We start from the raw sequence: 21,829 nt of genomic DNA, 5'->3' as shown, positions 1-21,829 counted from the left end.
AACACCCCAGCTCTCAGTGCTGCTCACTCTCATACCGATCCAACGTATCCCTGGCAATCTCCCGCCCCAACGCGATCAACTCCGGTGCCTTGTAGAACTCGAAAAACCGGCACACCCGCTTCGGCACGTTGATCAGCACATCCGGCGGGTAACCGGCGATCTTGTATTGCGCCAGCGACGTCTGCATCACCTCGAAACTCTGGTTGATCAAGTCCAGCAGCGACGCCGGCCCGACGTTATCGATAATGAACGAACCGGTGGCGGACTTCGGCGCGCCTGCCTGTTCCGGCGCAGCGGCGGGCTGCTGGGCTTCCGGCTCGGCTGAATCGAGCCACGGGTTGATGTCTGCAGCCTGGGCCTGCAAGGCCTCCTGTTCCAGCTTCATCAGCTGTTCAGCCTGCTTGCGCCGAAACGGCAGGTGGGAACCCAGCGACTGCGCCAGGTTGTTGAAGCGGCTCTTGAACGCCGGCGGACGCTGGATCACCGGCAAGTGATAGTGCTTCTGGTTGGTGGCGTTGAGGTTGACCGCGATGATCAAGTCGCAATGGCTAGACACCACTGGCACGATGGGCAGCGGGTTGAGCAGGCCGCCGTCCACCAGCATCCGGTTGCCCTGCATCACGGGGGTAAACAGGCTAGGGATGGCGGCCGAGGCGCGCATCGCCTGATGCAGGCAGCCTTCCTGGAACCAGATTTCCTGCTGGTTGGTGAGGTCGGTGGCGACGGCTGTGTAGGGGATGCGGAGCTCTTCGATATTCAATTCGCCGACGATCTTGCGGATCTGGCCGAAGACCTTCTCCCCACGGATCGCCCCCAGGCGAAAACTCACGTCCACCAGGCGCAATACGTCGAGGTAATCGAGGCTTTCGATCCAGTTTCGATACTCGTCCAGCTTGCCCGCGGCGTAGATGCCGCCCACCACCGCCCCCATGGAGCACCCGGCGATGCAGGCGATGTCGTAGCCGCGCCGTTCGATTTCTTCGATCACGCCGATATGGGCGTAGCCCCTGGCCCCCCCGGAGCCCAGCACCAAGGCAACACGTTTTTTCATGGTCCATGTCCTCCCCAAGGCAGGTGTCCACAATGCACCCATTGAGGGGGCTGCTTCAATGGTATGCTCTGGCAATGGGAGTTATCGATTTCAGGCTATGGACGAGGCACTTTTCTCTGTAGGCAACGTCTACGAAGTACGACTGGTTTATCTTTATTCTGAGGTGTCATCGATGAAAGCCTGGATGTGTGTGCCTGTGATCCTGTTGGCCCTGGCCGGTTGCGCCGGGAAAACCGCCTACCGTGACAGTTGCGGCTCGCAACTGGACGCGGCGTGGAAGGAGTTGGACCTGGCCAAGGCCGAAGGCTTTGCAGGCACCGTGAGCTACTCCAAGGCCCTGTCGCTGTTGACTGGCGCCAAGACCCAGCAACAATTTGAAGCGTTCGAAGGCTGCTCCAACAAGGCCGAGAAAGCGCGGTTCTACATTCGTGAGTCTCGCGCCGGGCGTTGATCGATGGCGCGGTTAAGGTCTTTCATCGAGAAGTGAGGGCAAGATGTCAGCGTTGGTCGATCAGTTAGTCGCTCAGGTCATTGGCCTGGAAGTAGGGTTACTGAGCTGCCAGGCTCGCCTCGCCGCCGTCACCGATGACGAAGCCTTGCATGACCTGCGCACCACCGTGCGCCGCCTGCGCAGTCTTTTGCGCCCATTGCGTGGGCTGCCGGGCGTCGAGCAGCTTGAACTGGCCGCCAGCGCGGTCGGCCAATTGACCACGCCGCTGCGCGACCGTGAGGTGCTGGCGGCGTACCTGCACCAGCATGGCTATCATGCCGCGGCCGACCGGCGTTTGCGCGTGCAAGCTGAGGCTTATCGCCACGTCGCGCGAAGCCCTGAGGTTGCGCAGTTGCTGCTGATTCTTGAAGCCTTCCCACGCTTTATCCGGGCGTCCCAGAACCAGAAATTGCTCAAAGGCCTGCGCCGACGCATTGAAAAGCGCCTGGCCAAGCAGTGGCAGAAACTCGACGAGGCGCTGAAGGATCCCGGCCACGACCGCCATCGCCTGCGTCTGTTGATCAAGCGCGTGCGATACGCCGCCGAAGCCTATCCCGAACTCGACAAGCTGCCTGCCAATGCCGTGTCTCGCCTCAAACAAGCCCAAGGCGCCCTGGGTGACTGGCACGACTGCTGGCAGTGGCTGGCACAGGCTGAACACCAGTCGGACCTGAAACCCTGCGTCCCTGTGTGGCAGCGCACCATGGCCGACGCGCAAGCCAAGGCGGACCGTGTGCTGGATAAACTCGGCGCAGAGTGTTTCTGACAGGCTTAAGCGATCGGTCCCACGCTCCGCGTGGGAATGCCTCCCGGGACGCTCTGCGTCCGGCAATCGTCCGGCAATCGTCCGGTTTTTGGCCGGAATAGGCGCTGCACCCGGCCCCCGTGCTGGTTAAGATCCCTCATCTATCCCCTTTGCCCCGAGGTCCTCATGCGCTTCAGTGACTTGCTCGACGCTGCCCGCAGTAACCCGCTGGACGTCACCATCCCTGCCGAATGGGCCCAGGGCCGCGCGTCGTTTGGCGGCCTCGTGGCGGCGTTGCAGTACGAAGCCCTGCGCGCCAACGTGCCGGCAGACCGCCCGTTACGTTCGCTGGCCGTCACCTTTGTAGGGCCGGTGACACCGGATGTATCCGCCAGTTATCAAGTCGAGGTGTTGCGCGAAGGCAAGGCCGTCAGCCAACTGCTCGGCCGTGTGGTGCAGGCAGGAGAAGTGGCGACCCTGGTTCAGGCCAGCTTCGGAGCCTCCCGTGAGTCGGAGATCCTGGTTGAAAGCGAAGCGCCGCCGACGTTCAAGCACTGGGATGAGTGCCAGGAATTACCCTACATCAAAGGTGTGACGCCGGAATTCATGCGCCATCTGGCGATGCGCTGGAGCGTCGGCGGCTTGCCGTTCACCGGCAATAAATCCCGCGAAATGGGCGGCTGGGTGCGCTTGCGCGGTGATGTGAAGGAAGAGCCGCTGACCGAGGCGCACATTTTGGCCCTGGTCGACGCCTGGCCACCGGCCCTGTTGCCGCACCTCAAAAAACCTGCGCCGGGCAGCACCCTGACCTGGACCATCGAATTTATCCAGCCGCTGCAAACGCTCACTACCCTCGACTGGTGCCAGTACCACGTCTCCATCGAACACGCCCGCGACGGCTATGGCCATGCGGCGGCTGCGCTGTGGGGCCCCACCGGCGAATTGATCGCCATCAGCCGTCAGACCGTGGTGGTATTCGGCTGAACCTCAGTGCCGGTGGCGCTGCCGCCAGGCACGCCACCAACCACCGCTCACCACGAAGCGCGGAAAGGTCACGAACTGCTCGACCACCAAGCGTTGCACGGCGTCCTTGCGGTCACTGAACGGCTCGCTGGCCTCGGCTTCCAGGCTATGCCCATGGCGCTGCAACGCCAGGCCGGCCAGGATGCCCACAACCCCAATGGCAAAACCCGCCAGGCTCAAGCTGAACACCCCGGACACGATCAGCAGGAACCCGATGATGAACAGCGGCACGGCAATCAGGTGCAACGCCAGATTGGTTGGGTGCTGATGATTCTGCGGGTAGTTACGCCATTGCCAGGCGGGGAGATTGGGATGACGTTTGCCCATGATGGTGAATCCTCTGTCCGTTGAAACAACCTTGGAGAGAGTTTAGGTGGGGAAGGATCGTGCGGCGAATCGACACTGGCTATGGGGGCTATAGCCAGTGTCGGTAGGTCTACAGCTTCAACTGCCCAATCGCTTTGCTCAATTCCCCCGCCAAGGTTGCCAATTCATTGCTGGTGGTCGCCGAGTCCACGGTTTGGTGCACGGTGTTCTCGGTCACGTCACGGATGCTCACCACGGCGCGGTTCATCTCTTCGGCCACATGGCTTTGTTGTTCGGCGGCGACGGCGATCTGGGTGTTGCTTTCGCGCATCTGCGCCACGGCGCCGGTGATTTCAGCGAGGGCGATGCCCGCTTCCTGGGCCTGTTGCACGCAGTCGTCGGCCTTGAATGAGCTTTCCTGCATGAAGTCCACCGCGTCGCGCGTACCGGCCTGCAACGCCGAGACCATGCGCGTGATTTCGTCGGTGGAGCTTTGCACGCGCTTGGCCAGGTTGCGCACTTCGTCGGCGACCACCGCAAAACCTCGGCCCATCTCCCCGGCGCGGGCGGCCTCGATGGCGGCGTTGAGGGCAAGCAGGTTGGTCTGTTCAGCGATGCTGTGGATCACCCCGACCACGCCGTTGATTTTCTGACTGTCCTCGGCAAGTTTCTGGATCATCTCGGCGGTCTGCTGCACACCGGTCGACAACCCCGCAATCGAGCGTTGCACACGGGTGACGACGGCCTGGCCGCTGCCGGCGAGGGTGTCGGCCGTCTGGGACAGGTCGCGGGTGGCGCCGGCGTGTTGGGCGATGTGGTAAACGGTGGCCGTCATCTCGTTGATGGCGGTAGCGGCCTGGTCGGTTTCGCTCTGCTGGCCGAGCATGCCGTGCTGCACCTCGTTCATGCTGCTGGCCAGGCGCGCGGCACCGTCGTCCAATTGCCGCGCGGTGCGCGCCACGGTGTTGACCACCCGCTGGTAGCCGGCCTGCATGGCGTTGAAGGCGCTGGCCATTTGGCCGACTTCGTCCTTGCACGCCAGCGGCACGCGGGCCGAGAGGTCGCCGGTTTGTTCGACGTGCAGCATCACGTCCTTGAGGGTGTTGAGTTGGCTGAGCAGGAAGCGAATCAGCAATTGCGAGGCGCCGAGCATCGCCAGCATCAGAATCAGCACGGCAACCGCATAGTGGACGAAGCGCTCGCTGAACACCTGGCTGAGGCTGGGGGCGAAGGCCAGTACGGCAATCTGCTGCCCGTCCGGGCGGGCAATCACTTCAGCCCCCATCAGTGGGTTTTCGCCGAACAGGGGCAGGTCATTGAGCGCTACCCAGCCACTGGCGCCGTCCAGGCTTGAAAGGTCTTGGCCGGCCAGCTGCGGGATTTGGCCGCGAGCGAATGTCAGCCAGTGCTCGTCCCTGGGCAACGGCTTGTCGGCCGGCCAGGCGCCGAGCATGCGTGCCTGCACCTGTGCCGAGTCCCGTGCAGCCTCGCTGCGTGCCTGCTGCTCAAGCTGCACTGCGTAAAGCACCAGCAGCAGGGTGGTAATGAAGGCGACCGCGTTGACGGCCCAGAATTTGTACTTCAGCGAGATGTTGCTAAGCCAGGCACCCATGGAAGGTTTTCTCTGATAGCGGAAACAGCATTGGCAAGGTGCCATTATTGTGCCGCTATCTCGGACGCGCATTTTTGACGTGGGTCAATGCGCCGCCTCACTCCACGTTGGGCAAGCCAAAAAAGGCGCGGGCGCAGGCGGTGCTGTGCCGGGCAAGGTCGTCTGCGGTTTCGTTGCGGTGCAGCGCCACTTCGCGCAGAACCTCGGGCAGGTACGCCGGTTCGTTGCGGCCGTTCTTCGGTTTGGGACGCAGGGTGCGCGGGAGCAGGTAAGGCGCATCGCTTTCCAGCATCAGACGGCCACGGGGGATTTCTCTTACCAGCGGGTGCAGATGCGTCCCACGGCGCTCGTCGCAGATCCAGCCGGTGATGCCAATGTGCAAGTCGAGGTCGAGGTAGCTGAACAGCGCCGGTTGTTCGCCGGTGAAGCAGTGCACCACGGCGGCGCTGAGGTGGTCGCGATAGTCCTTGAGGATCTCCAGCAGGCGCTGGTTGGCATCGCGCTCATGCAGAAACACCGGGAGTTTCAGCTCGACGGCCAGGGCCAGGTGTTCTTCGAGGACTTTTTCCTGCTGCGGGCGCGGGGAGAAATCCCGGTTGAAGTCCAGCCCGCATTCGCCCACTGCACGTACCCGTTTCTCACTGAGCAGGCCGCGTAGGCGCCGGGCGCTGTCGCCGTTCCAGTCGCTGGCGGAGTGGGGGTGGATACCGGCGGTGCTGAACAGGTGTTGGCCGCTGTCGTCCAGTCGCAGGCACAGTTCCAGGGCCTGCTCGCTGCCCTCGACGCTGGTGCCAGTGAGCACCAATTGCTGCACGCCAGCGGCGTAGGCGCGTTCGAGAACGGCCTCGTGCTTGTCGTCGAAACTGGGGTTGGTCAGGTTGACGCCGATATCAATGAGTTGCATGGTGCTACCTCCGCCTGCGGCCGGAAAGCATATCAGAGCTGTAGATTTATAAGAAAATCGAAGAACTACAACGAGTTATCGCTGTCTTTGAACGTCGCAAGTTGATTGCGGCTGGCTGAATGCCTTGCCCCATCCTTTTCGGAGAGCGGATGATCCGACCCTCGGCGTTGCTTATGTTATGCCTGACGTTGCTGCTGCCCATGGCGGCGGTCGCGCGTCTGGATGGGCCGTTGGAAGTGACCAAGCCTGGCAAGGTCCGCGACCTGGCGGAGATTCGCGCCAGCCGTACGCTGAGGGTGCTGGTCAACCAGAGTCGCAACAGTTCTGGAGAGGTGCAAGGCCAGGCGATTGGCGTCGAGTACCACCGTCTGCGTGCGTTCGAGCAATACCTCAACGGCCACGCCCGTGATGGCCAGGCGATCACTCTCAAGATCATTCCCAAGGCCAAGGACCAGTTGCTCGGCGCGCTGGCCCGGGGTGAAGGTGACCTGGTTGCACCCGGTGAGTTGCTGGATGTGAAGGCGGCGCACAAGATCAGCACCAGCGATCCGATTGCCAGTGACGTGCCCTTGTGGCTGGTGGGCGTGAAGGGGGAACGGCGCTTTACCCGGCTGGAGCAATTGTCCGGGCGCACCCTGGCACTGACCACCGGCAGTGCCGCAGCGGACGCGATCAGCCAGGTCAACCAGAAGCTGGCGCTGCACAAGCAGCCGCCGATCAAGGTGGAATGGGTGGACCCGACCCTGGCGGTGGAAGATGTGTTGGAAATGGTTCAGGCCAAGATCTTCCACCTGACGATTGTTGAAAAGCCCATTGCCGAACGCTGGTCGAAGATCCTCCCCAAGTTGCGCTTCGACAAGCAGGTGGCCATTAGTGAACCGGGTGACGAATACTGGTTTGTGCGCCAGGACGCCTCGATGCTGCGGGCAAGCATTGATCGATTTCTCAAGACCTACCGAACCCCGTCTGATCAGGATGTGGCGTTCCAGCGCATCTATCGACGCCTCTATCAAGTACGTAATCCACTGGCCAAGGTCGACCGCCAGCGTCTGGAAAAACTGCGCCCGGTGCTGCAAAAGCACGCGCGGGAGCAAGGCATGGACTGGCTGAACCTTGCCGCGCTGGCCTTCAAGGAGTCGGCGCTGGACCCCGGCGCGCGCAACAGCGGCGGCCCCACCGGCCTGATGCAAATCACCCCGTCGGCGGCGCAGCGGGTAGGCGTCAACAATATCGAAAACCTGGACAGCAATGTGCAGGCGGGCGCGCGCTACCTGGCGATGATCCGCCGCAAGTTCTTTGCCAGCCCCAAACTCAACGAGCGTGAGCGCATGGCGTTTGTGCTGGCGGCCTACAACATGGGGCCGGAGCGCGTGCAAGGGATGCGGACCGAGGCCAAGCGCCGGGGGTTGAACCCCAATCAGTGGTTCTTCCAGGTCGAACGCATTGCCATGGAGCAGGTGGGGATGGGCGGCGTCAGCTATGTTAATAGCGTCAACAAGTATTACCTGGCGTTTGACCGCGAGCGTGAATCCCTGGAGCCGGCGGCAGGAAAAATCGTCTCACGGAAGTAATCGATTTTATCGATATTAATCAGGCATTTTTTCGGCTTTTATCATTCCTTAAACTGATTAATATAGCGGCCAACCAACCCCTACTTAGAAAAGGATTAGCACCATGAGCCCACTGATCAAGAGCATTCTGTCCACCCGCGCCGGCTACGGCCTGACCATCCTGCGTATCATCGTCGGCATCATCTTCGCCGCCCACGGTTCGCAAAAGTTGTTCGGCTGGTTTGGCGGCTACGGCCTGGCGGGCACTGCCCAGTGGATGGAAAGCATCGGCTTGGCGCCGGGTACCCTGATGGCGTTGCTGTCGGGCGGTACTGAGTTCTTCGCCGGCCTGGCACTGATCATTGGCCTGCTGGTTCGCCCTGCAGCGCTCGGCCTGACCATCCTGACGCTGGTGGCGATCTTCTCGGTTCATATCCACAACGGTCTGTTCATGGCCAACAACGGCTACGAGTTCGCCCTGGCCTTGCTGGGCGGCACCCTGGCCGTGCTGCTCGAAGGTGCTGGCAAATTGTCTGCCGACCGCGCCATCGCCCGCTGATCTGCCTGCCGTCCCTCCAAGAGGCCCGCCCTGTGCGGGCCTTTTGCTGTCCGCGATTCTTGACACCGCCCCATCGGCTTCTCTAGGATGCCGTTCATGCGCCGATTTAAACAGCTAATTGCGGGGCGCCATGGGTGACTGTCATCAGTCCCGACAGAAGCATGCTCCATGCTTCGAAATTCCGCTAAAGCGCTGGTTCGGTGTTGCCTCTCACCTGCCCGCAGACTTTTGAGGCAGAGACACGACACGATGAATGCACTACGCCCCCTGATACGCCTGGCTCCGATTACCGCGGACCTTACCCAGCGCAACCCAAAAATTCTCCTTGGCGGCAAGCACCAGCCGACGCTGTTGCGTTACCTGGATGGCTGGCCGCGCCGTACCGGAAGGCCGTCGGCGTTTCTGATCCAGTTTGTCGAGGACGGCGACTCCCTGGCGCGCTTTGCCAACAACAGCTTCGACCTGGCCGTGATCCAGGCGCCTGGCGCTGACAACGCAGATGAGGTCATCCGTCATCTCACCCGCATTGCCCGGCAAGGGCTGATTGCCCGACGTTGAGCGGTCAGTAGATCGTTGCGTCGAATGCCGCGCGCCGCCGCTGATTTCCCAGGAAAACCAACCAGGCCACCAGGCATAGTGTCAGTGGCATGCCGAAGGCCAGTGCGAGCTTCAGGCCGAGTTCAATACGCAGCACTTGCTCATACGCCTGATGGCGCAGGGCATTCAGTTCCATAGGGATGCGCAGGCGCTCTTTGTTGAGTGCCTGCAACTGGATATTGGAAGCCACTGCCTGGGTGCCCAACGTGAGCGTGCGCGGGTTCTGCGATTGCCATTCCTGCTCTGTGCGCTGCAAACGGTGTTGCAGCTCGTCGGCCTTTTCACGATAAGCCTGCTCGGCTTTCTCACGTCGATCATTCAATACCGTTTGTGCCTTGGGTGCAGGCGCTCGTGGGCGAACGCCAGCGAGCGCGTCACCGGCAGCCAAATTATCCAGTGTGTTCAAGACAAACAGTGTGTTGCTGTCATGGGCAGCGCTGTTGAACTTATCGGTGAGCAGATCGGTGTCGGCCAGCACTACCACGTGCACCTGCGAGGCCTTTTGCAAGCCGATCGGTTGGCCCTTGATACCGGTTGGGAATACGGAATAGCTCGGGCCTTCGACGCGAGCTGCGATGACATGGCGCTGGCCCGGATCTGGCGGTGATTCAAACGATTTGCCTGCATCGAGGCGATTGCTGTCCACCAGAGCCGAACGCCCGGAGCTTTGCAGGAGCGGCGTGAAGGTTGTGCGGCTTTTTTTCAGCCGGATGAGGGCGCCGCTGCGGGAAATCGTTACGGAGTTCAGCCGCCAACTGCTGACATCATGAGGGTTCATCGCCAGACGGGGCAGGGTCAGTCTGGCAGGGTTGTGCGCGGCCGACTGCTCGTCCAGGCTGGCGTAAAGCGTGTCGACCAGCACGTTGTCTGCGGGCATGCGCACGCCCCAGGCGGCCAGCAATTCATCCAGCTTGGTGTGGAGGCTTCCCATTTTTGGATCTTGTTCGCGCACAGGGTCCTCGAACAGCATCAGCTTGCCGCCCTTCAATACGAACTGCTCGATTGCAAACAGGGTGGTTTCGGAGAGTGCGCGGGGGTGAACCACCATCAGCGTCTTGATCTGTTCCGGCACGCGCTCGGTGGTTGGTTCCAGACTGATCAGGTTGAAATACCGCTGCATCTGCGCCAGCAAACGCCCGGCGGAATGTTCCATCGCCAGCCCGGACAGCAGTCCCACCGTCGGGGGAGCCGGGTGCTGCAATTTGTAGATCAGGTGACTGATTTCATATTCAAGCAATGCTTCGCGGTCGAGGCTGAAAGATTCGATACGTTGCGCTGCCTGTCCGGCACGCGTTGCAATCAACCCCAGGAAACCGGCGTTTTTTTCCAGGCCAAAGAGCTCGGCCTTGTAGGCGTCTTCCGAAAAAGGTGTGGGGTCGATAAGGTGCAGGTTGATCATGCCCCGCGAGGCTTTTTCAAACTCCTTGAGTGTATCTTCAATGCGTTTGCCATAGCGATTCAGGGCGTAGCGTCTGCCAGGAGCGTTGTGCGTGTTGAAGTAGTAGAGGTCCAGCGGACTTTCCAGTGATGCCATTAACAGGCGTGCCGGTGCCGACAACGTATGGATTTTTCGTTCTGACACGTCCCACCTGATATCCGGCAGCTTGCCGATCCATACCAGGTTGAACGCGAGGAAAAGCAACACTGTGACGGCAAGTGTCATACCGGTGCGCAACTTGGATCGCATGGGAGCTTTCCTACTCAGCTGTGTTTGTAGTCGAGAGTGACCAGGGTGGCGGTGAGAAAGGCCAGGATCATGCTAATGAAGTAAAGGATGTCGCGAAGTGTGAGCTTGCCATTGTCAATTTCATTGAATCGCACAAGTGGACTCAAGGTGCTCAAACTGTCAACGACCCAGATAGGGGCCTGATGTTGCAGGGAATCCAGTACAGAAGACAGTCCGCTGGCGATCAACAACAAGCCCAGTGTCATGATGAAAATAGTGATGCGTTGATGCGCGAAAGTGCAGATGAAGCAGCCGACTGAAAGATAACTACCGGCCAACAACCAGCTCGCCAGAAACTGTGAAGCAATGACCTGGTTGTCGACGATGCCCAAGACGTTTGACGTAATGACGAGGGGCAGCATTAATAACAACGCCAGGGCGCTCACTATCCAGGCGGCGAGAAATTTACCGATAATCAGGTCGATGGGTCTGATGGGAAGTGTTTTCATCAAGTTGAATAAGCCGGCATTGGATTCACTCGACCAAAGTTGTGTCGCGAGTACCGGAATCAATAACAGGTAGAACCAGGGGTGGAGTGCAAAGTACGCCTGTAAGTTGCCACTTTCCAGATCCGTCCAAGGCCCCATGTACAGCCCCATTGCCACAGACAGCGCCAGAAACACCGCGACGCTCAGGTAGGTGCTCGGAGCATGCGCATAGCTTGCGAGTTGATGTTTGAAAATCACGGGCATTCGTTTCAAAGGGTGGCCTCACGGCTTATGTGATGGACAACATCGCTCACGCGACCAGGCTCCAGGTTCAGTGAGTTGATTTTCCAGCGACGGTTGGCGACAAGCGCGTTGATGTGGGGGTGGATCGCATGTCCAGGCATGGCCAGCACGGTCACGGTGCCGGGTGCCTGGTGATGCTCCTCGATGCCCGCGACACCGGGTAGAACGGCGAGCGCCAGCAGGTCGAGCGGGCTTTCCGAGCTGAGGGTGACGGCCTGGTGGTGGCGGGAATTGCGTTGCAACTCGGATACTGGCGCGTCAGCCACCAGCCGACCGTCTGCCAACACCAAGGCCCGACTGCAGAGCTCGGAGAGTTCCTCGCTGTGACGCGAGGCGATGATCACTGTCATTTCTTGCGTCAATGAGTGAACAAGCGACCTGAAGCTATGCTTCTGGCTGGGCTCAAGTCCTGTGGTCGGTTCGTTCAGAAGCAGCAAGGCCGGGCGGTGCAGGATTGCCTGGGCGATGCCGACCTTGCGTTTCAAGCCGATGGACAGGGCATCCAGGGGGGCATTGAACACCCTACCCAGTTCCAGTCGTGCGACTACTTGTTCGACCCGAGAACGTTTTTCCGCGCCATGGAGCCCGCGCAGGGCGGCGATAAAGTGCAGGAATTCCCTGACAGACATTCTGGAATGGCCAAGCGCCTGATCAAGTTGGTAGCCCATACATTGTCGGGCTTTGAACGCCTGTGTGCGGGTGTTGAACCCCTGGATTGTTACATGGCCGCTGGAGGAGGGCACCGAACCCGCTATCAGGTCTAGAAGTGTTGTCTTGGCAATAGCGTCTTCGCCAAATAACCCCAGGCATTCCTGATGAGTCGCACTAAATGATACGTCAGTGATAATGTTTCTTTTGCCCTGATATTTGCTCAGGTGGCTTATTTCGATCATGTGGTTACCGCATAAGTTTGGCGCGATAGGAAGCAGTGTTTGAACATTTTGAAATAGGGCGGGTGACGAAAATTCCGTCAGGCGAGCACACGGAGCGGGCACTAAAAAAGGGTACGGTTAATAATCCTGTTTGGGAACGCCGGTACACATTAATAAGAAAATTCCTACGTGCGGACTTGGGTCAGGACTGAAACAATTAATTTGTTTTTTCGAGTTTTTACTATCGAGCTTTGATTCGATTTTTATATACCCTTCGCTCTTTTGATGAGGCCTGATTGACATGATGCTGCTACGTACCCTTGTTCTGGAGCGCGACGGTCAGGATGCACCGGTCAACGGTGCACTGCTCTGCGGCTTCGCGGTCGGCCAGATTGCTACCAACTTCCTTGTCTACAGCCTTGACGAAGAAGTTGAGCCAGGTAGTTCGAGGGTCTACATCGCGGCTTTGCGTAAAAAGCACGATCGGTATTTCCTCGGCGGCGTCGAATCCCAGGAAGACCTGCAGGTTGCCATGCATGTCTTCAAGCAGATCCTGATAGTGGCGACGGCCTCGGGTGCCAGGGCTGGCGGCGTGGCCGAGGCCCAGGTGCCTTACCACTTCGTTGATCTCAAGGGCTGTAAATTGCCCCCGGCCAGGCCTGAAGATCATCACTCGGTGATTATCAAGAAGGCGCTGGTGATGAAGGTCATCACGCTCGGGATGTCTGTGCCGGTGCTGCCGGCCATCGAAAGCTCCTCCATCATCGTGCCCAGCATTCGTTTCTCGTCAAAAATGAGTGCACCTGTCAGGGAGGTAATTACCATGGAGCCTTCGAAGCCCTTCGAGCCTGAGCCCCCCGTTGAACAACCCCAGCCCACGCCGGGCGATATGCCTCGCGCCGTGGTGCAGGTTGAGCTGGCGGCTGCACAGGCGCCCGATGAGCCAGCCCAGTCGGTCCCGACCCCGACCCCGCAGTCAGAGTCGGATTCGAACATGTTGTTCGAAGTGGACAGCACCCTGACCAACCTGGCGCGTGTCGCCCAGGAGTTGACCCAGCAAAAGCGCGCGGCCATCGAGCGGGAGGCAGCCCTGGAGCAGTGGGAAGACCGCTTGCAGCAACAGCAGGCGCAACTGGATGAGCGGGCTCAGGCATTGGAGCAGCGCACTGCGCAGTTGCATGATCAGTCACTGGCTGTCAGCCAGCGGTCCGACGCCTTGAAGGTGACGATGAGCCAGGTGGCCAGCCTGCGACAGAACCTGCGAGGCGTGTTGCTTGAACTGGATCAGGCATTGGATGGCTAGGCCAGCACTGGCTACTTTGCCGGGTTCATTTATCATCAGCGCGAGCCCGCCGAATCCAGGACCCGGAACCTGGCACATCGGCACCTATGGACATTGCCTGGGGATGCACGCGTTTGAGTACCAAGCTGATTACCAAAGAAGGTCATGAGGCGCTGAAGAAAGAGTTGGATTACCTGTGGCGTGAAAAGCGTCCGGACACCACCCGCAAGGTGACCTGGGCTGCGTCGCTGGGGGATCGCAGCGAAAACGCCGACTACCAGTACAACAAGAAGTTGCTCCGCGAGATCGATCGCCGTGTGCGCTACCTGCGCAAGCGCCTGGAAGACATGCGTGTGGTGGAGTACATGCCCGAGCAAGAGGGCAAAGTGTTTTTCGGCGCTTGGGTGGATATCGAAAACGAGCAGGGTGAAACCAAGCGGTTTCGCATTGTCGGTTATGACGAGATTTACGATCGCATGGACTACATTTCCATCGACTCGCCGATGGCGCGCGCGTTGTTGCGCAAGGAAGTGGACGATGAGGCCGTCGTGCAGACGCCGGGAGGCGAGATGTGTTGGTGGATCACGGGAATCGAGTATGTGAAGTAAGCAACGATGGCCCGCCTGCCGTGAAGCAGGCGGGCCATTGTCGTTTCAACCTTCGCGCAGGACGGTCAATGGGCTTGCGTTGAGGGCCCGACGGGTGCCGAACACTCCGGCGGTGCCAATCAACACCGCGCCGATCACCGGCAGTAACAACAGCCAGGGGTGAGGATGCCAGGCGAGGTCGAACGCATAGCGGTACAACACCCAGGTCACCAACTCCGTCCCCAGCGCAGCCAGTAATCCGCTGGCGGCCCCCAGCAATCCGAACTCGATGCGCCGGGCCTTGACCAGCAGCTTGCGTTCAGCCCCCAGCGCACGCAGCAGCGCGCCCTGGCGAATACGTTCGTCCAGGGTGGCTTGCAGGCCGGAGAACAGCACCGCCATGCCGGCCGCCAGTACGAACAGCAGCACGTATTCCACCGCCAGGGTTACCTGGGCAAGAATGCTGCGCAACTGCTCCAGCAGCGCCTCGACCTGCAGGATGGTCACCGCCGGGAAAGCCCGGGAGAGGTCGACGATCTGTTGGTCGTGACCCGGTGCCAGGTAAAAGCTGGTCAGGTAGGTGGCCGGCAGGTCCTTCAAGGTGCCGGGCTGGAAAATCATGAAGAAGTTGGGTTGGAAATTATCCCAGTTGATGGTCCGCAGGCTGGTGACCCGGGCTTCGCGATTTTCCCCGGCCACGGTGAACACCAGGTGGTCGTTCAGTTTGAGCTTGAGGCTTTCCGCCACTTTGGCTTCCACCGAGACGCCAGGGATTTCATCCGCCGGTTGCGGTGACCACCACGTGCCTGCGGTCAGCGCATTGCCGGGCGGCAGGTCGGCGGCCCAGGTCAGGCTGAGGTCCCGCTGCACGGCGCGGTCGCCGCTGGAATCCTTGCTGACAATCTCTTGCACCGGCTCGCCATTGATACTGATCAGCCGGCCAGGCACCACTGGATACAGCGGGGCGGATTGCGCTTGCAGTTCCAACAGGCGGGCGCCGAAGGCGTCTTTGTCGGCAGGCAGGATGTTCAGCGCGAAATAGTTGGGTGCGTCCTTGGGCAACTGGTTTTGCCAGGTGTCGAGCAACTCGCCGCGCAGCAGGGCGATGAGGCCCATCGACAGCAGGATCAGGCCGAACGCCAGCGACTGGCCAGCAGCTGCCAGCGGGTGACGTAACAACTGGCCAAGGCCCAGGCGCCAGGGCAGGGAGGCACGGGCCAGCAGGCGGCGCAGGCTCTGCAGCAGCAACAGCAGCAAGCCACCGAGGATCAGCGCAGCCACGACGCCACCGCCGAGCAGGGCGAAGGTGAGTACCAGGTCAAGGCTCAAGCGCCACATGATCAGGCCCAGGGCAAACAGCGCCGTGCCGTAGACCATCCAGGTGCTGGACGGGATCGGCAACAGGTCGCGGCGCAACACCCGCAACGGCGGCACGCGGCCCAGCGCGGCCAGTGGCGGCAACGCGAAGCCGGCCAGTGCGACTAGGCCCGTACCTATCCCGGCGATTGCCGGCAACAGCCCGCCGGGGGGAACGTCCGAAGGCAGCAGGTCGTGGAGGAAATAGAACAGGCCAAACTGTGCCAGCCAGCCGAGCAACGCGCCGGCCAGGCTGGCCAGCAGGCCCAGGACGGTCAATTGCAGGCTGAACAGCAACATGGCTTCACGCCGTGACAACCCGAGGCAGCGCAACAAGGCGCTGGCGTCGAAGCGTCGGGTGGCGAACCGGTTGGCGGACAGCGCCACGGCCACGCCGGCGAGCAGCACGGCCACCAGGCTGGCCATGTTCAGGTAGCGTTCGGCCTTGCCCAGGGCGCCGCCGATCTGTTGGTTGCCGTCGCGTGAGTCCTGCAGCCGCTGGTTGGCGGCGAGCCCCGGCTTGATCAGGTCGCGATAGGTTTGCAGGACCGTGGTGCCTTGGGGGCCACGCCACAGCTCGCGGTAACTGACGCGGCTGCCGGGCTGGACCACCCCCGTGGCCTGCAGGTCTGCCAGGTTGATCATCACCCGTGGCGTGAGGCTGTAGAAGTTGCCGGCACGATCGGGCTCGTAGGTCAGCACTCGCGCGAGGCGCAGGGTCTTCATGCCGACGTCGACGCTGTCGCCGACCTTGAGGTTCAACGCCGTCAGCAGCCGCGCCTCCACCCAGGCTTCGCCGGGTTTTGGCTCGCCGCCGGATGTTTCTTCACCGAAGGGTGCGGCGGCGCTTTTCAGTTCGCCCCGCAGCGGGTACTGCTCGTTCACCGCCTTGATGCTGGAAAGCTGGATGCCGTTATCGGTGGCGATCACGCTGGAGAACTCCACCACGCGCGCATGACCCAGGCCCAGCTCGATGCCGGACTGGACCTGCTCGGGACGCGCAGGCGAACTGCCTTCCAGGACCAGGTCTGCGCCGAGGAACTCGGTGGCGCGCAACAGCATGGCGCCGTTGAGGCGGGCGCCGAAATAACCGATGGCGGTGCTGGCGGCCACGGCCACCAGCAGGGCGAAGAACAACACGCGCAATTCACCAGCGCGGGCATCGCGCAGCAATTGGCGCATGGCAAGGCTGAACAGGCGCAACAGCGGCAAACGTGCCATCAAGGCTCCAGGGGCGCGACCATCAGGCCGGCTTCAAGGCGGATCAGGCGTCGGCAACGATGGGCCAGGCGCTCGTCATGGGTGACCAGCACCAGGGTCGTGCCGCTCTCTTTATTGAGTTCGAACAGCAGGTCGCTGATGCGTTCGCCGGTGTGGCTGTCGAGGTTGCCCGTGGGCTCATCGGCAAACAACACGTCCGGCTCGGCCGCAAAGGCGCGGGCAATCGCCACCCGTTGTTGCTCGCCGCCCGACAGTTGGCGAGGCGAGTGGGTCAGGCGTTGGCCCAGGCCAACGCGCTCGAGCAGGTGCCGGGCGCGTTCGCGGGCGTCCTTGCGGCCGTCGAGCTCCAGCGGAAGCATGACGTTTTCCAGCGCATTGAGGCTGTCGAGCAATTGGAAAGACTGGAAGACGAAACCCACGTGCTCGGCGCGAATGCGCGCGCGCTGGTCTTCGTCGAGGGTGCTGAGGGCTTGGCCGGCGAGGGTGACTTCGCCGCTGCTGGGCAGGTCGAGGCCGGCCAGCAGGCCGAGGAGGGTGGATTTGCCGGAACCGGAGCTGCCAACGATGGCCAGGCTGTCGCCCTTGTTCAGTTCCAGGCTCAGTTCGTGCAGGATAGTCAGTTCACCTTCCGCGCTGGGAACCACTTTGCTAAGGTCCCGCGCGATGAGAATGCTTGCGCCCATGGAGAATCCGATGCGAATGTGGTTTTTGAGTGCTGGCCTGGCCTTGATGTGCATGGCCCAGAACGCAGCGGCGGGTACAGTCCTGATCGTTGGCGATAGTATCAGTGCCGGTTTCGGCCTGGATACCCGCAAAGGGTGGGTAGCCCTGCTCGAGCAACGGCTCAAGAAGGAGGGTTTCGACGATAAAGTGGTGAATGCCTCCATCAGCGGCGACACCAGTGCCGGAGGCCTGGCGCGGCTGCCGGCGGCGCTTGCAGAGCATAAGCCCGAGGTTGTGATCATCGAATTGGGCGGCAACGATGGCCTGCGCGGCCAGCCACCGGCGCAATTGCAACAAAATCTTGCCTCGATGATTGATCGCTCCAAGGCCATCGGCGCCAAGGTGCTGTTGCTGGGCATGCAGTTACCGCCCAATTATGGCCCGCGTTACACCAACGCGTTTGCACAGGTGTATGGCACCTTGGCGAAGGAGAAAGCGGTGCCGCTGGTGCCGTTTTTCCTCGAAGGCGTGGGGGGCAATCCCGAACTGATGCAGGCGGACGGCCTGCACCCGGCGGTCGGTGCCCAGGGCAAGTTGCTCGAAAATGTCTGGCCGGCGCTAAAACCGCTGTTATGACGCTTTTCTACCGGCAGGCTTTCGGCTAAGGTGGCGCCCCCCCGATTTGGAGCCCCTGATGTCGCGTCCTGCCTGGTCCCTGTTTAACTACCAACTGATCGAGCCGGACGAACAGCTGGATCTGTTCGCCTGCCAGGAAGTGCGGGTGCATCTGGTGGCGCGTCAGCTGGAACTGGGCGGCTCCATCGATCGCACGTTGTGTGGCACTTTATTGCCCGCGCAGCCCCGTTGGTCGAGGGTGGATCGCTCGATTTTCCAGGACCAGCGCCTGTGCCCCCTGTGCCGGGCGATTCTCGAATCCCAGAAGCGTGGCACGCCGCCGATCTGGCCGGAACTGCGGTTCGAACTGTAGCGGCCACGACAGGCTTGCAGCTAGAAGCCCGGTTCACGTATACAATCGATTTTTACCTACCCGTCGTTCTGCGAAGGATTTTCCGGATGTTGTCGCGCCTTTCCGTCGTCACCTGCTGCCTGTCTCTCGCTGCACTCTGTGCGGCCGGTTCTGCATCAGCCTTGCAGTTGCCCTTGCCACCGCCGGGTGAAGACATCGTCGGCCAGGTCCAGGTGATCAAGGCCAAGTACGAAGACACCTTTGCCGACCTGGGCACCACCTACGACCTGGGCTATTCGGAGATGGTCGCGGCCAACCCGGGCGTGGATGCCTGGTTGCCGGGGGCGGGCACCGAGATTGTGTTGCCGACGCGGTTCATCCTGCCACCCGGTCCTCGGGAAGGCATCGTGATCAACCTGGCGGAATACCGGCTCTATTACTTCCCCAAAGGCCAGAACGTGGTCTACACCTTCCCGTTGGGGATCGGTCGTGAAGGCTGGGGCTCGCCGATCGCTCACACGAGCATCATTGCCAAGACGCCAAATCCGACCTGGACGCCGCCGGCCTCGATCAAGGCCGAGCACGCCGCCAACGGTGACCCGTTGCCCAACGTGGTGCCGGCCGGTCCGGACAATCCTCTGGGGCCGTTCAAGTTCACCCTGGGCACGCCGGGTTACCTGATCCACGGTTCCAACATGAAGTTTGGTATCGGCACGCGCACGAGCCACGGTTGCTTCCGCATGTTCAACAACAACGTGCTGGAAATGGCTGGCATGGTGCCGGTGGGTACGTCGGTACGCATCATCAACGAGGCCTACAAGTTTGGCAGCCATGGCGGCAAGGTCTACCTTGAGGCCCATACCCCATTGAATGACGACGGCACGCCGTCGGTGGTCGACAAGCACACCGCGGTGATCAACGCCTTGCTCAAGCGTGAAGACCTGTCCAACAAGCTGCGGGTGAACTGGGACCAGGTACGGGACGTCGTGGCGGCCGAAGATGGCTTGCCGACGGAAATCGGTGTGCCTGGCCCAGCCTCGGTGGCCGCCAGCGCGCCGATCGATCCCTTGTAGGCGCGAGCCTGCTCGCGAAAATCTTGAAGATCGTAGGTAATTCGGGCAATAAAAAAGCCGACCCATAAATGGATCGGCTTGATAACAACCCCGAGGGATTATTACTTGCGGCTAGCTTTTTCAAGCATACGCAGAGCACGCTCGTTAGCTTCGTCAGCAGTCTGTTGTGCTTTTTGAGCAGCAGCCAGAGCTTCAGTAGCTTTGCTGTAGGCTTCATCTGCACGAGCCTGGGAGCGAGCTGCTGCGTCTTCAGTTGCAGTCAGACGTGCTTCGGTTTCTTTGGAGACGCTGCTGCAACCGGTAGCCAGAACTGCGGCCAGAGCCAGTGCAGAGAATTTCAGAACGTTGTTCATCGTGTTCCCCTTCAAGGACTTTCTATTAGATGGCTATTTTCTCAGAGTGAGCTAATAGCCGGCGTACATACTACCCATTACTTGTAGTAAGTAAACTGACGTAGCGCAAGAAGCAAAAAAAATTCTCACGCCGAATCTATTTTGGCTAATCTCTTGGAGGTTTGTATAAAAACCGTCCATTTTTTTTCATTCAGCCGCCAATTGCATCCTGCCTGAGAAGGCCGGCCCGCATGTGTCGAGCCCTGTCGCGCAAAACACATTTATATATCCACGCTTGCACTTACGTTGCGCTCGGGTTTGCCCGAGGCTGCATCTTTTACCCATGTAGAGGTGACTTTAAGAGCGTCTGTTCGTCTCAAGGTTCAACTGCCGGCAATGTTCAGGCTTTCGATCATCGGTTGATCGGTGCCCTTTCTATATCCACCCGCGGCAGGGGATGACGAGTGCGCCTTGAGCAATTGCTGGATTGGTGCCTACTATTCCCTACGTGCAGGTGTGAGCGCTCAAGGTTTTCTCGTTGTCGAAACCGGCACGGGGTGGCGTAGATGTTCCTTCGCCGGAAAAACATCGGTAAGGTAGGGGTCATAATTCAAGACCCGCGAGGAGTAGTGATGAGCGAGGCGTTGTCCATCCACCATGACCAGGCTGGTCATCAGTTCGAGACCAATGTGGACGGTCATCGTGCCTACCTGACCTACATGGACCTCGGGAAGCAGACCCTGGATATCTATCGCACCTTCGTGCCCAACGCATTGCGCGGTCGTGGCATCGCGGCGGCGTTGACCGAGGAAGCGCTGAAGTTCGCCGAAGAGTCCGGCTACACGGTGATTCCGTCGTGCTCTTATGTCGAACGCTACATGGAGCGTCACCAGCGCCATGCCGCGAAGCTTTAAGGCCTGAGACACAGCAAAAAAAACGCCGGGCTAAGCCCGGCGTTTTTGTGTGCGCAATCCAGCGTCAGGCGCGTTTGCGTTTCGGCAAGACGTCCTTGAGCTTGGCATGCATGCTGCGCAGGGTGTTTTCGGTCGCCGCCCAATCGATACAGGCATCGGTGATCGACACGCCGTACTGCAAGTCCGCCAGGTCTTTTGGAATCGCCTGGCAGCCCCAGTTCAGGTGGCTCTCGACCATCAGGCCGATGATCGACTGGTTGCCTTCCAGAATCTGGTTGGCAACGTTCTCCATCACCAGCGGTTGCAGAGCCGGGTCCTTGTTGGAATTGGCGTGGCTGCAATCGACCATGATGTTCGGCTTGATCTTGGCCTTGTTCAGCGCCTGTTCGCACAGCGCAACGCTGACCGAATCATAGTTCGGCTTGCCGTTGCCGCCACGCAGCACCACGTGACCGTAGGCATTGCCCTTGGTGGTGACGATGGACACGCCGCCTTCCTGGTTGATACCCAGGAAACGGTGAGGGCTGGACACTGATTGCAGCGCGTTGATCGCCACGGTCAGGCCGCCGTCGGTACCGTTCTTGAAGCCCACGGCCGAAGACAGGCCGGACGCCATTTCGCGGTGGGTCTGGGATTCGGTGGTTCGTGCGCCGATGGCCGACCAGCTGATCAAATCCTGCAGGTACTGCGGGGAGATCGGGTCGAGGGCTTCGGTGGCGGTGGGCAGGCCCATCTCAGCCAGGTCCAGCAGCAACTGACGACCGATGTGCAGGCCATCCTGGATCTTGAACGAATCGTCCAGGTACGGGTCGTTGATCAAGCCTTTCCAGCCGACGGTGGTACGCGGTTTCTCGAAGTAGACGCGCATCACCAGGTACAAGGTGTCGGACACTTCCGCGGCCAGCACCTTGAGGCGCTCGGCGTATTCGTGGGCAGCCTTGAGGTCGTGGATCGAGCAAGGCCCGATGACGACGAAGAGGCGGTGGTCGGTGCCGTCGAGAATGTCACGGATGACTTCGCGGCCCTTGGTGACGGTCTGCAGGGCAGCGTCGCTCAGGGGAATTTCGCGCTTGAGCTGATCGGGCGTGATCAGGGTCTCGTTGGATTCGACGTTTAGGTCATTGATCGGTAAATCAGCCATCGTGTTACTCGTCAGGGTCACGGGTGCCGGCCGCCAGCCATCCCCGTGCGGCGGAGCACAGCATGATTTGAATGCAGGGGGGAGGAACCTTAGCGCGTAACACGGGCCCGCGACAATGGGCAAAGCC

23 protein-coding genes are annotated in these 21,829 nt (G+C 60.7%); 12 read left to right on the top strand and 11 right to left on the bottom strand.

From position 1 onward, the window contains the following. Positions 1–13 precede the first annotated feature (13 nt). A complete protein-coding gene (locus CQ041_RS08450) occupies positions 14–1,051 on the bottom strand; it encodes a patatin-like phospholipase family protein (RefSeq protein WP_033900220.1) in 1,038 nt (345 codons plus the stop codon). A gap of 172 nt (positions 1,052–1,223) precedes the next feature. Here CQ041_RS08450 and CQ041_RS08445 point away from each other — a divergent pair, with 172 nt between their 5' ends. The 3 genes from CQ041_RS08445 (at position 1,224) to CQ041_RS08435 (ending at position 3,270) form a co-directional block, all read left to right on the top strand. Continuing rightward, entirely contained in the window at positions 1,224–1,502 is a 279-nt protein-coding gene (locus tag CQ041_RS08445) for a hypothetical protein (RefSeq protein WP_003238638.1), read from the top strand. Positions 1,503–1,545: 43 nt separating this feature from the next. Then, positions 1,546–2,307, top strand: a complete 762-nt coding sequence (locus CQ041_RS08440) for a CHAD domain-containing protein (protein WP_105522350.1) — start codon at positions 1,546–1,548, stop codon at positions 2,305–2,307. A gap of 165 nt (positions 2,308–2,472) precedes the next feature. Next, complete coding sequence (locus tag CQ041_RS08435; RefSeq protein ID WP_105522349.1) at positions 2,473–3,270, top strand: acyl-CoA thioesterase II; 798 nt, start codon at positions 2,473–2,475, stop codon at positions 3,268–3,270. Positions 3,271–3,273: 3 nt separating this feature from the next. On the opposite strand, the gene CQ041_RS08430 is transcribed toward CQ041_RS08435, so the two are convergent. The 3 genes from CQ041_RS08430 to CQ041_RS08420 form a co-directional block, all read right to left on the bottom strand. Then, the gene (locus tag CQ041_RS08430) at positions 3,274–3,636 is read right to left on the bottom strand and encodes an Mpo1-like protein (RefSeq protein ID WP_033900215.1); all 363 of its coding nucleotides are present in this window, start codon (positions 3,634–3,636) and stop codon (positions 3,274–3,276) included. A gap of 109 nt (positions 3,637–3,745) precedes the next feature. Then, on the bottom strand, positions 3,746–5,227 hold the full coding sequence (locus CQ041_RS08425) for a methyl-accepting chemotaxis protein (protein WP_105522348.1): 1,482 nt from the start codon (positions 5,225–5,227) through the stop codon (positions 3,746–3,748). A gap of 97 nt (positions 5,228–5,324) precedes the next feature. After that, on the bottom strand, positions 5,325–6,131 hold the full coding sequence (locus CQ041_RS08420) for a TatD family hydrolase (RefSeq protein WP_105522347.1): 807 nt from the start codon (positions 6,129–6,131) through the stop codon (positions 5,325–5,327). Positions 6,132–6,280: 149 nt separating this feature from the next. Here CQ041_RS08420 and CQ041_RS08415 point away from each other — a divergent pair, with 149 nt between their 5' ends. The 3 genes from CQ041_RS08415 (at position 6,281) to CQ041_RS08405 (ending at position 8,798) form a co-directional block, all read left to right on the top strand. Next, the gene (locus tag CQ041_RS08415) at positions 6,281–7,702 is read left to right on the top strand and encodes a transglycosylase SLT domain-containing protein (protein WP_105522346.1); all 1,422 of its coding nucleotides are present in this window, start codon (positions 6,281–6,283) and stop codon (positions 7,700–7,702) included. Between the two features lie 103 nt (positions 7,703–7,805). Then, positions 7,806–8,240 carry a DoxX family protein gene (locus CQ041_RS08410; RefSeq protein WP_105522345.1) on the top strand — a complete coding sequence of 145 codons (435 nt, stop codon included), beginning with the start codon at positions 7,806–7,808 and terminating at the stop codon, positions 8,238–8,240. Positions 8,241–8,489: 249 nt separating this feature from the next. Continuing rightward, positions 8,490–8,798 (top strand): hypothetical protein, encoded by a 309-nt coding sequence (locus CQ041_RS08405; RefSeq protein ID WP_105522344.1) that lies wholly within the window; start codon positions 8,490–8,492, stop codon positions 8,796–8,798. 4 nt (positions 8,799–8,802) lie between these two features. On the opposite strand, the gene CQ041_RS08400 is transcribed toward CQ041_RS08405, so the two are convergent. From CQ041_RS08400 to CQ041_RS08390, 3 genes are read right to left on the bottom strand one after another with little or no spacing between them, the layout of a single operon-like run. Next, positions 8,803–10,524, bottom strand: a complete 1,722-nt coding sequence (locus tag CQ041_RS08400) for a Gldg family protein (RefSeq protein ID WP_105522343.1) — start codon at positions 10,522–10,524, stop codon at positions 8,803–8,805. Between the two features lie 14 nt (positions 10,525–10,538). Then, positions 10,539–11,264: an ABC transporter permease gene (locus tag CQ041_RS08395; RefSeq protein ID WP_105522342.1), complete on the bottom strand. Its 726-nt coding sequence runs from the start codon at positions 11,262–11,264 to the stop codon at positions 10,539–10,541. Then, positions 11,261–12,187, bottom strand: coding sequence for an ABC transporter ATP-binding protein (locus CQ041_RS08390; protein WP_033900201.1), 927 nt, complete (start codon positions 12,185–12,187; stop codon positions 11,261–11,263). The genes CQ041_RS08395 and CQ041_RS08390 overlap by 4 nt, the downstream gene beginning before the upstream one ends. Positions 12,188–12,467: 280 nt before the next feature. On the opposite strand from CQ041_RS08390, the gene CQ041_RS08385 reads away from it, so the two are divergent. Beyond that, positions 12,468–13,469 (top strand): hypothetical protein, encoded by a 1,002-nt coding sequence (locus CQ041_RS08385; protein ID WP_105522341.1) that lies wholly within the window; start codon positions 12,468–12,470, stop codon positions 13,467–13,469. Positions 13,470–13,582: 113 nt separating this feature from the next. Then, entirely contained in the window at positions 13,583–14,056 is a 474-nt protein-coding gene (gene greB / locus CQ041_RS08380; RefSeq protein ID WP_033900255.1) for a transcription elongation factor GreB, read from the top strand. A gap of 45 nt (positions 14,057–14,101) precedes the next feature. Here the strand turns inward: greB and CQ041_RS08375 are convergent, their stop codons facing one another. Further along, the gene (locus CQ041_RS08375; protein ID WP_105522340.1) at positions 14,102–16,612 is read right to left on the bottom strand and encodes an ABC transporter permease; all 2,511 of its coding nucleotides are present in this window, start codon (positions 16,610–16,612) and stop codon (positions 14,102–14,104) included. Then, complete coding sequence (locus CQ041_RS08370; RefSeq protein ID WP_033901457.1) at positions 16,612–17,295, bottom strand: ABC transporter ATP-binding protein; 684 nt, start codon at positions 17,293–17,295, stop codon at positions 16,612–16,614. Before CQ041_RS08370 ends, CQ041_RS08375 begins: the two co-directional genes overlap by 1 nt. Positions 17,296–17,305: 10 nt before the next feature. Here CQ041_RS08370 and CQ041_RS08365 point away from each other — a divergent pair, with 10 nt between their 5' ends. From CQ041_RS08365 to CQ041_RS08355, 3 genes are all read left to right on the top strand, one after another. Continuing rightward, a complete protein-coding gene (locus CQ041_RS08365; protein WP_163001996.1) occupies positions 17,306–17,911 on the top strand; it encodes an arylesterase in 606 nt (201 codons plus the stop codon). A 58-nt stretch (positions 17,912–17,969) separates the two neighbouring features. Next, the gene (locus CQ041_RS08360; RefSeq protein WP_010211879.1) at positions 17,970–18,263 is read left to right on the top strand and encodes a hypothetical protein; all 294 of its coding nucleotides are present in this window, start codon (positions 17,970–17,972) and stop codon (positions 18,261–18,263) included. Positions 18,264–18,349: 86 nt separating this feature from the next. Further along, positions 18,350–19,315 carry a L,D-transpeptidase family protein gene (locus CQ041_RS08355; RefSeq protein ID WP_105522338.1) on the top strand — a complete coding sequence of 322 codons (966 nt, stop codon included), beginning with the start codon at positions 18,350–18,352 and terminating at the stop codon, positions 19,313–19,315. A 101-nt stretch (positions 19,316–19,416) separates the two neighbouring features. On the opposite strand, the gene CQ041_RS08350 is transcribed toward CQ041_RS08355, so the two are convergent. Beyond that, entirely contained in the window at positions 19,417–19,668 is a 252-nt protein-coding gene (locus CQ041_RS08350; protein WP_105522337.1) for an Lpp/OprI family alanine-zipper lipoprotein, read from the bottom strand. 611 nt (positions 19,669–20,279) lie between these two features. Here CQ041_RS08350 and CQ041_RS08345 point away from each other — a divergent pair. Continuing rightward, entirely contained in the window at positions 20,280–20,561 is a 282-nt protein-coding gene (locus CQ041_RS08345; protein ID WP_003233387.1) for a GNAT family N-acetyltransferase, read from the top strand. 64 nt (positions 20,562–20,625) lie between these two features. On the opposite strand, the gene CQ041_RS08340 is transcribed toward CQ041_RS08345, so the two are convergent. Next, a complete protein-coding gene (locus CQ041_RS08340; protein ID WP_105522336.1) occupies positions 20,626–21,702 on the bottom strand; it encodes a 3-deoxy-7-phosphoheptulonate synthase in 1,077 nt (358 codons plus the stop codon). Positions 21,703–21,829: the final 127 nt, after the last annotated feature.

The organism is Pseudomonas sp. MYb60 (assembly GCF_002979555.1).
GTDB lineage: Bacteria > Pseudomonadota > Gammaproteobacteria > Pseudomonadales > Pseudomonadaceae > Aquipseudomonas.
The sequence above is the reverse complement of the archived record's forward strand: the minus strand, read 5'-3'. Positions and strand labels throughout refer to the sequence as shown.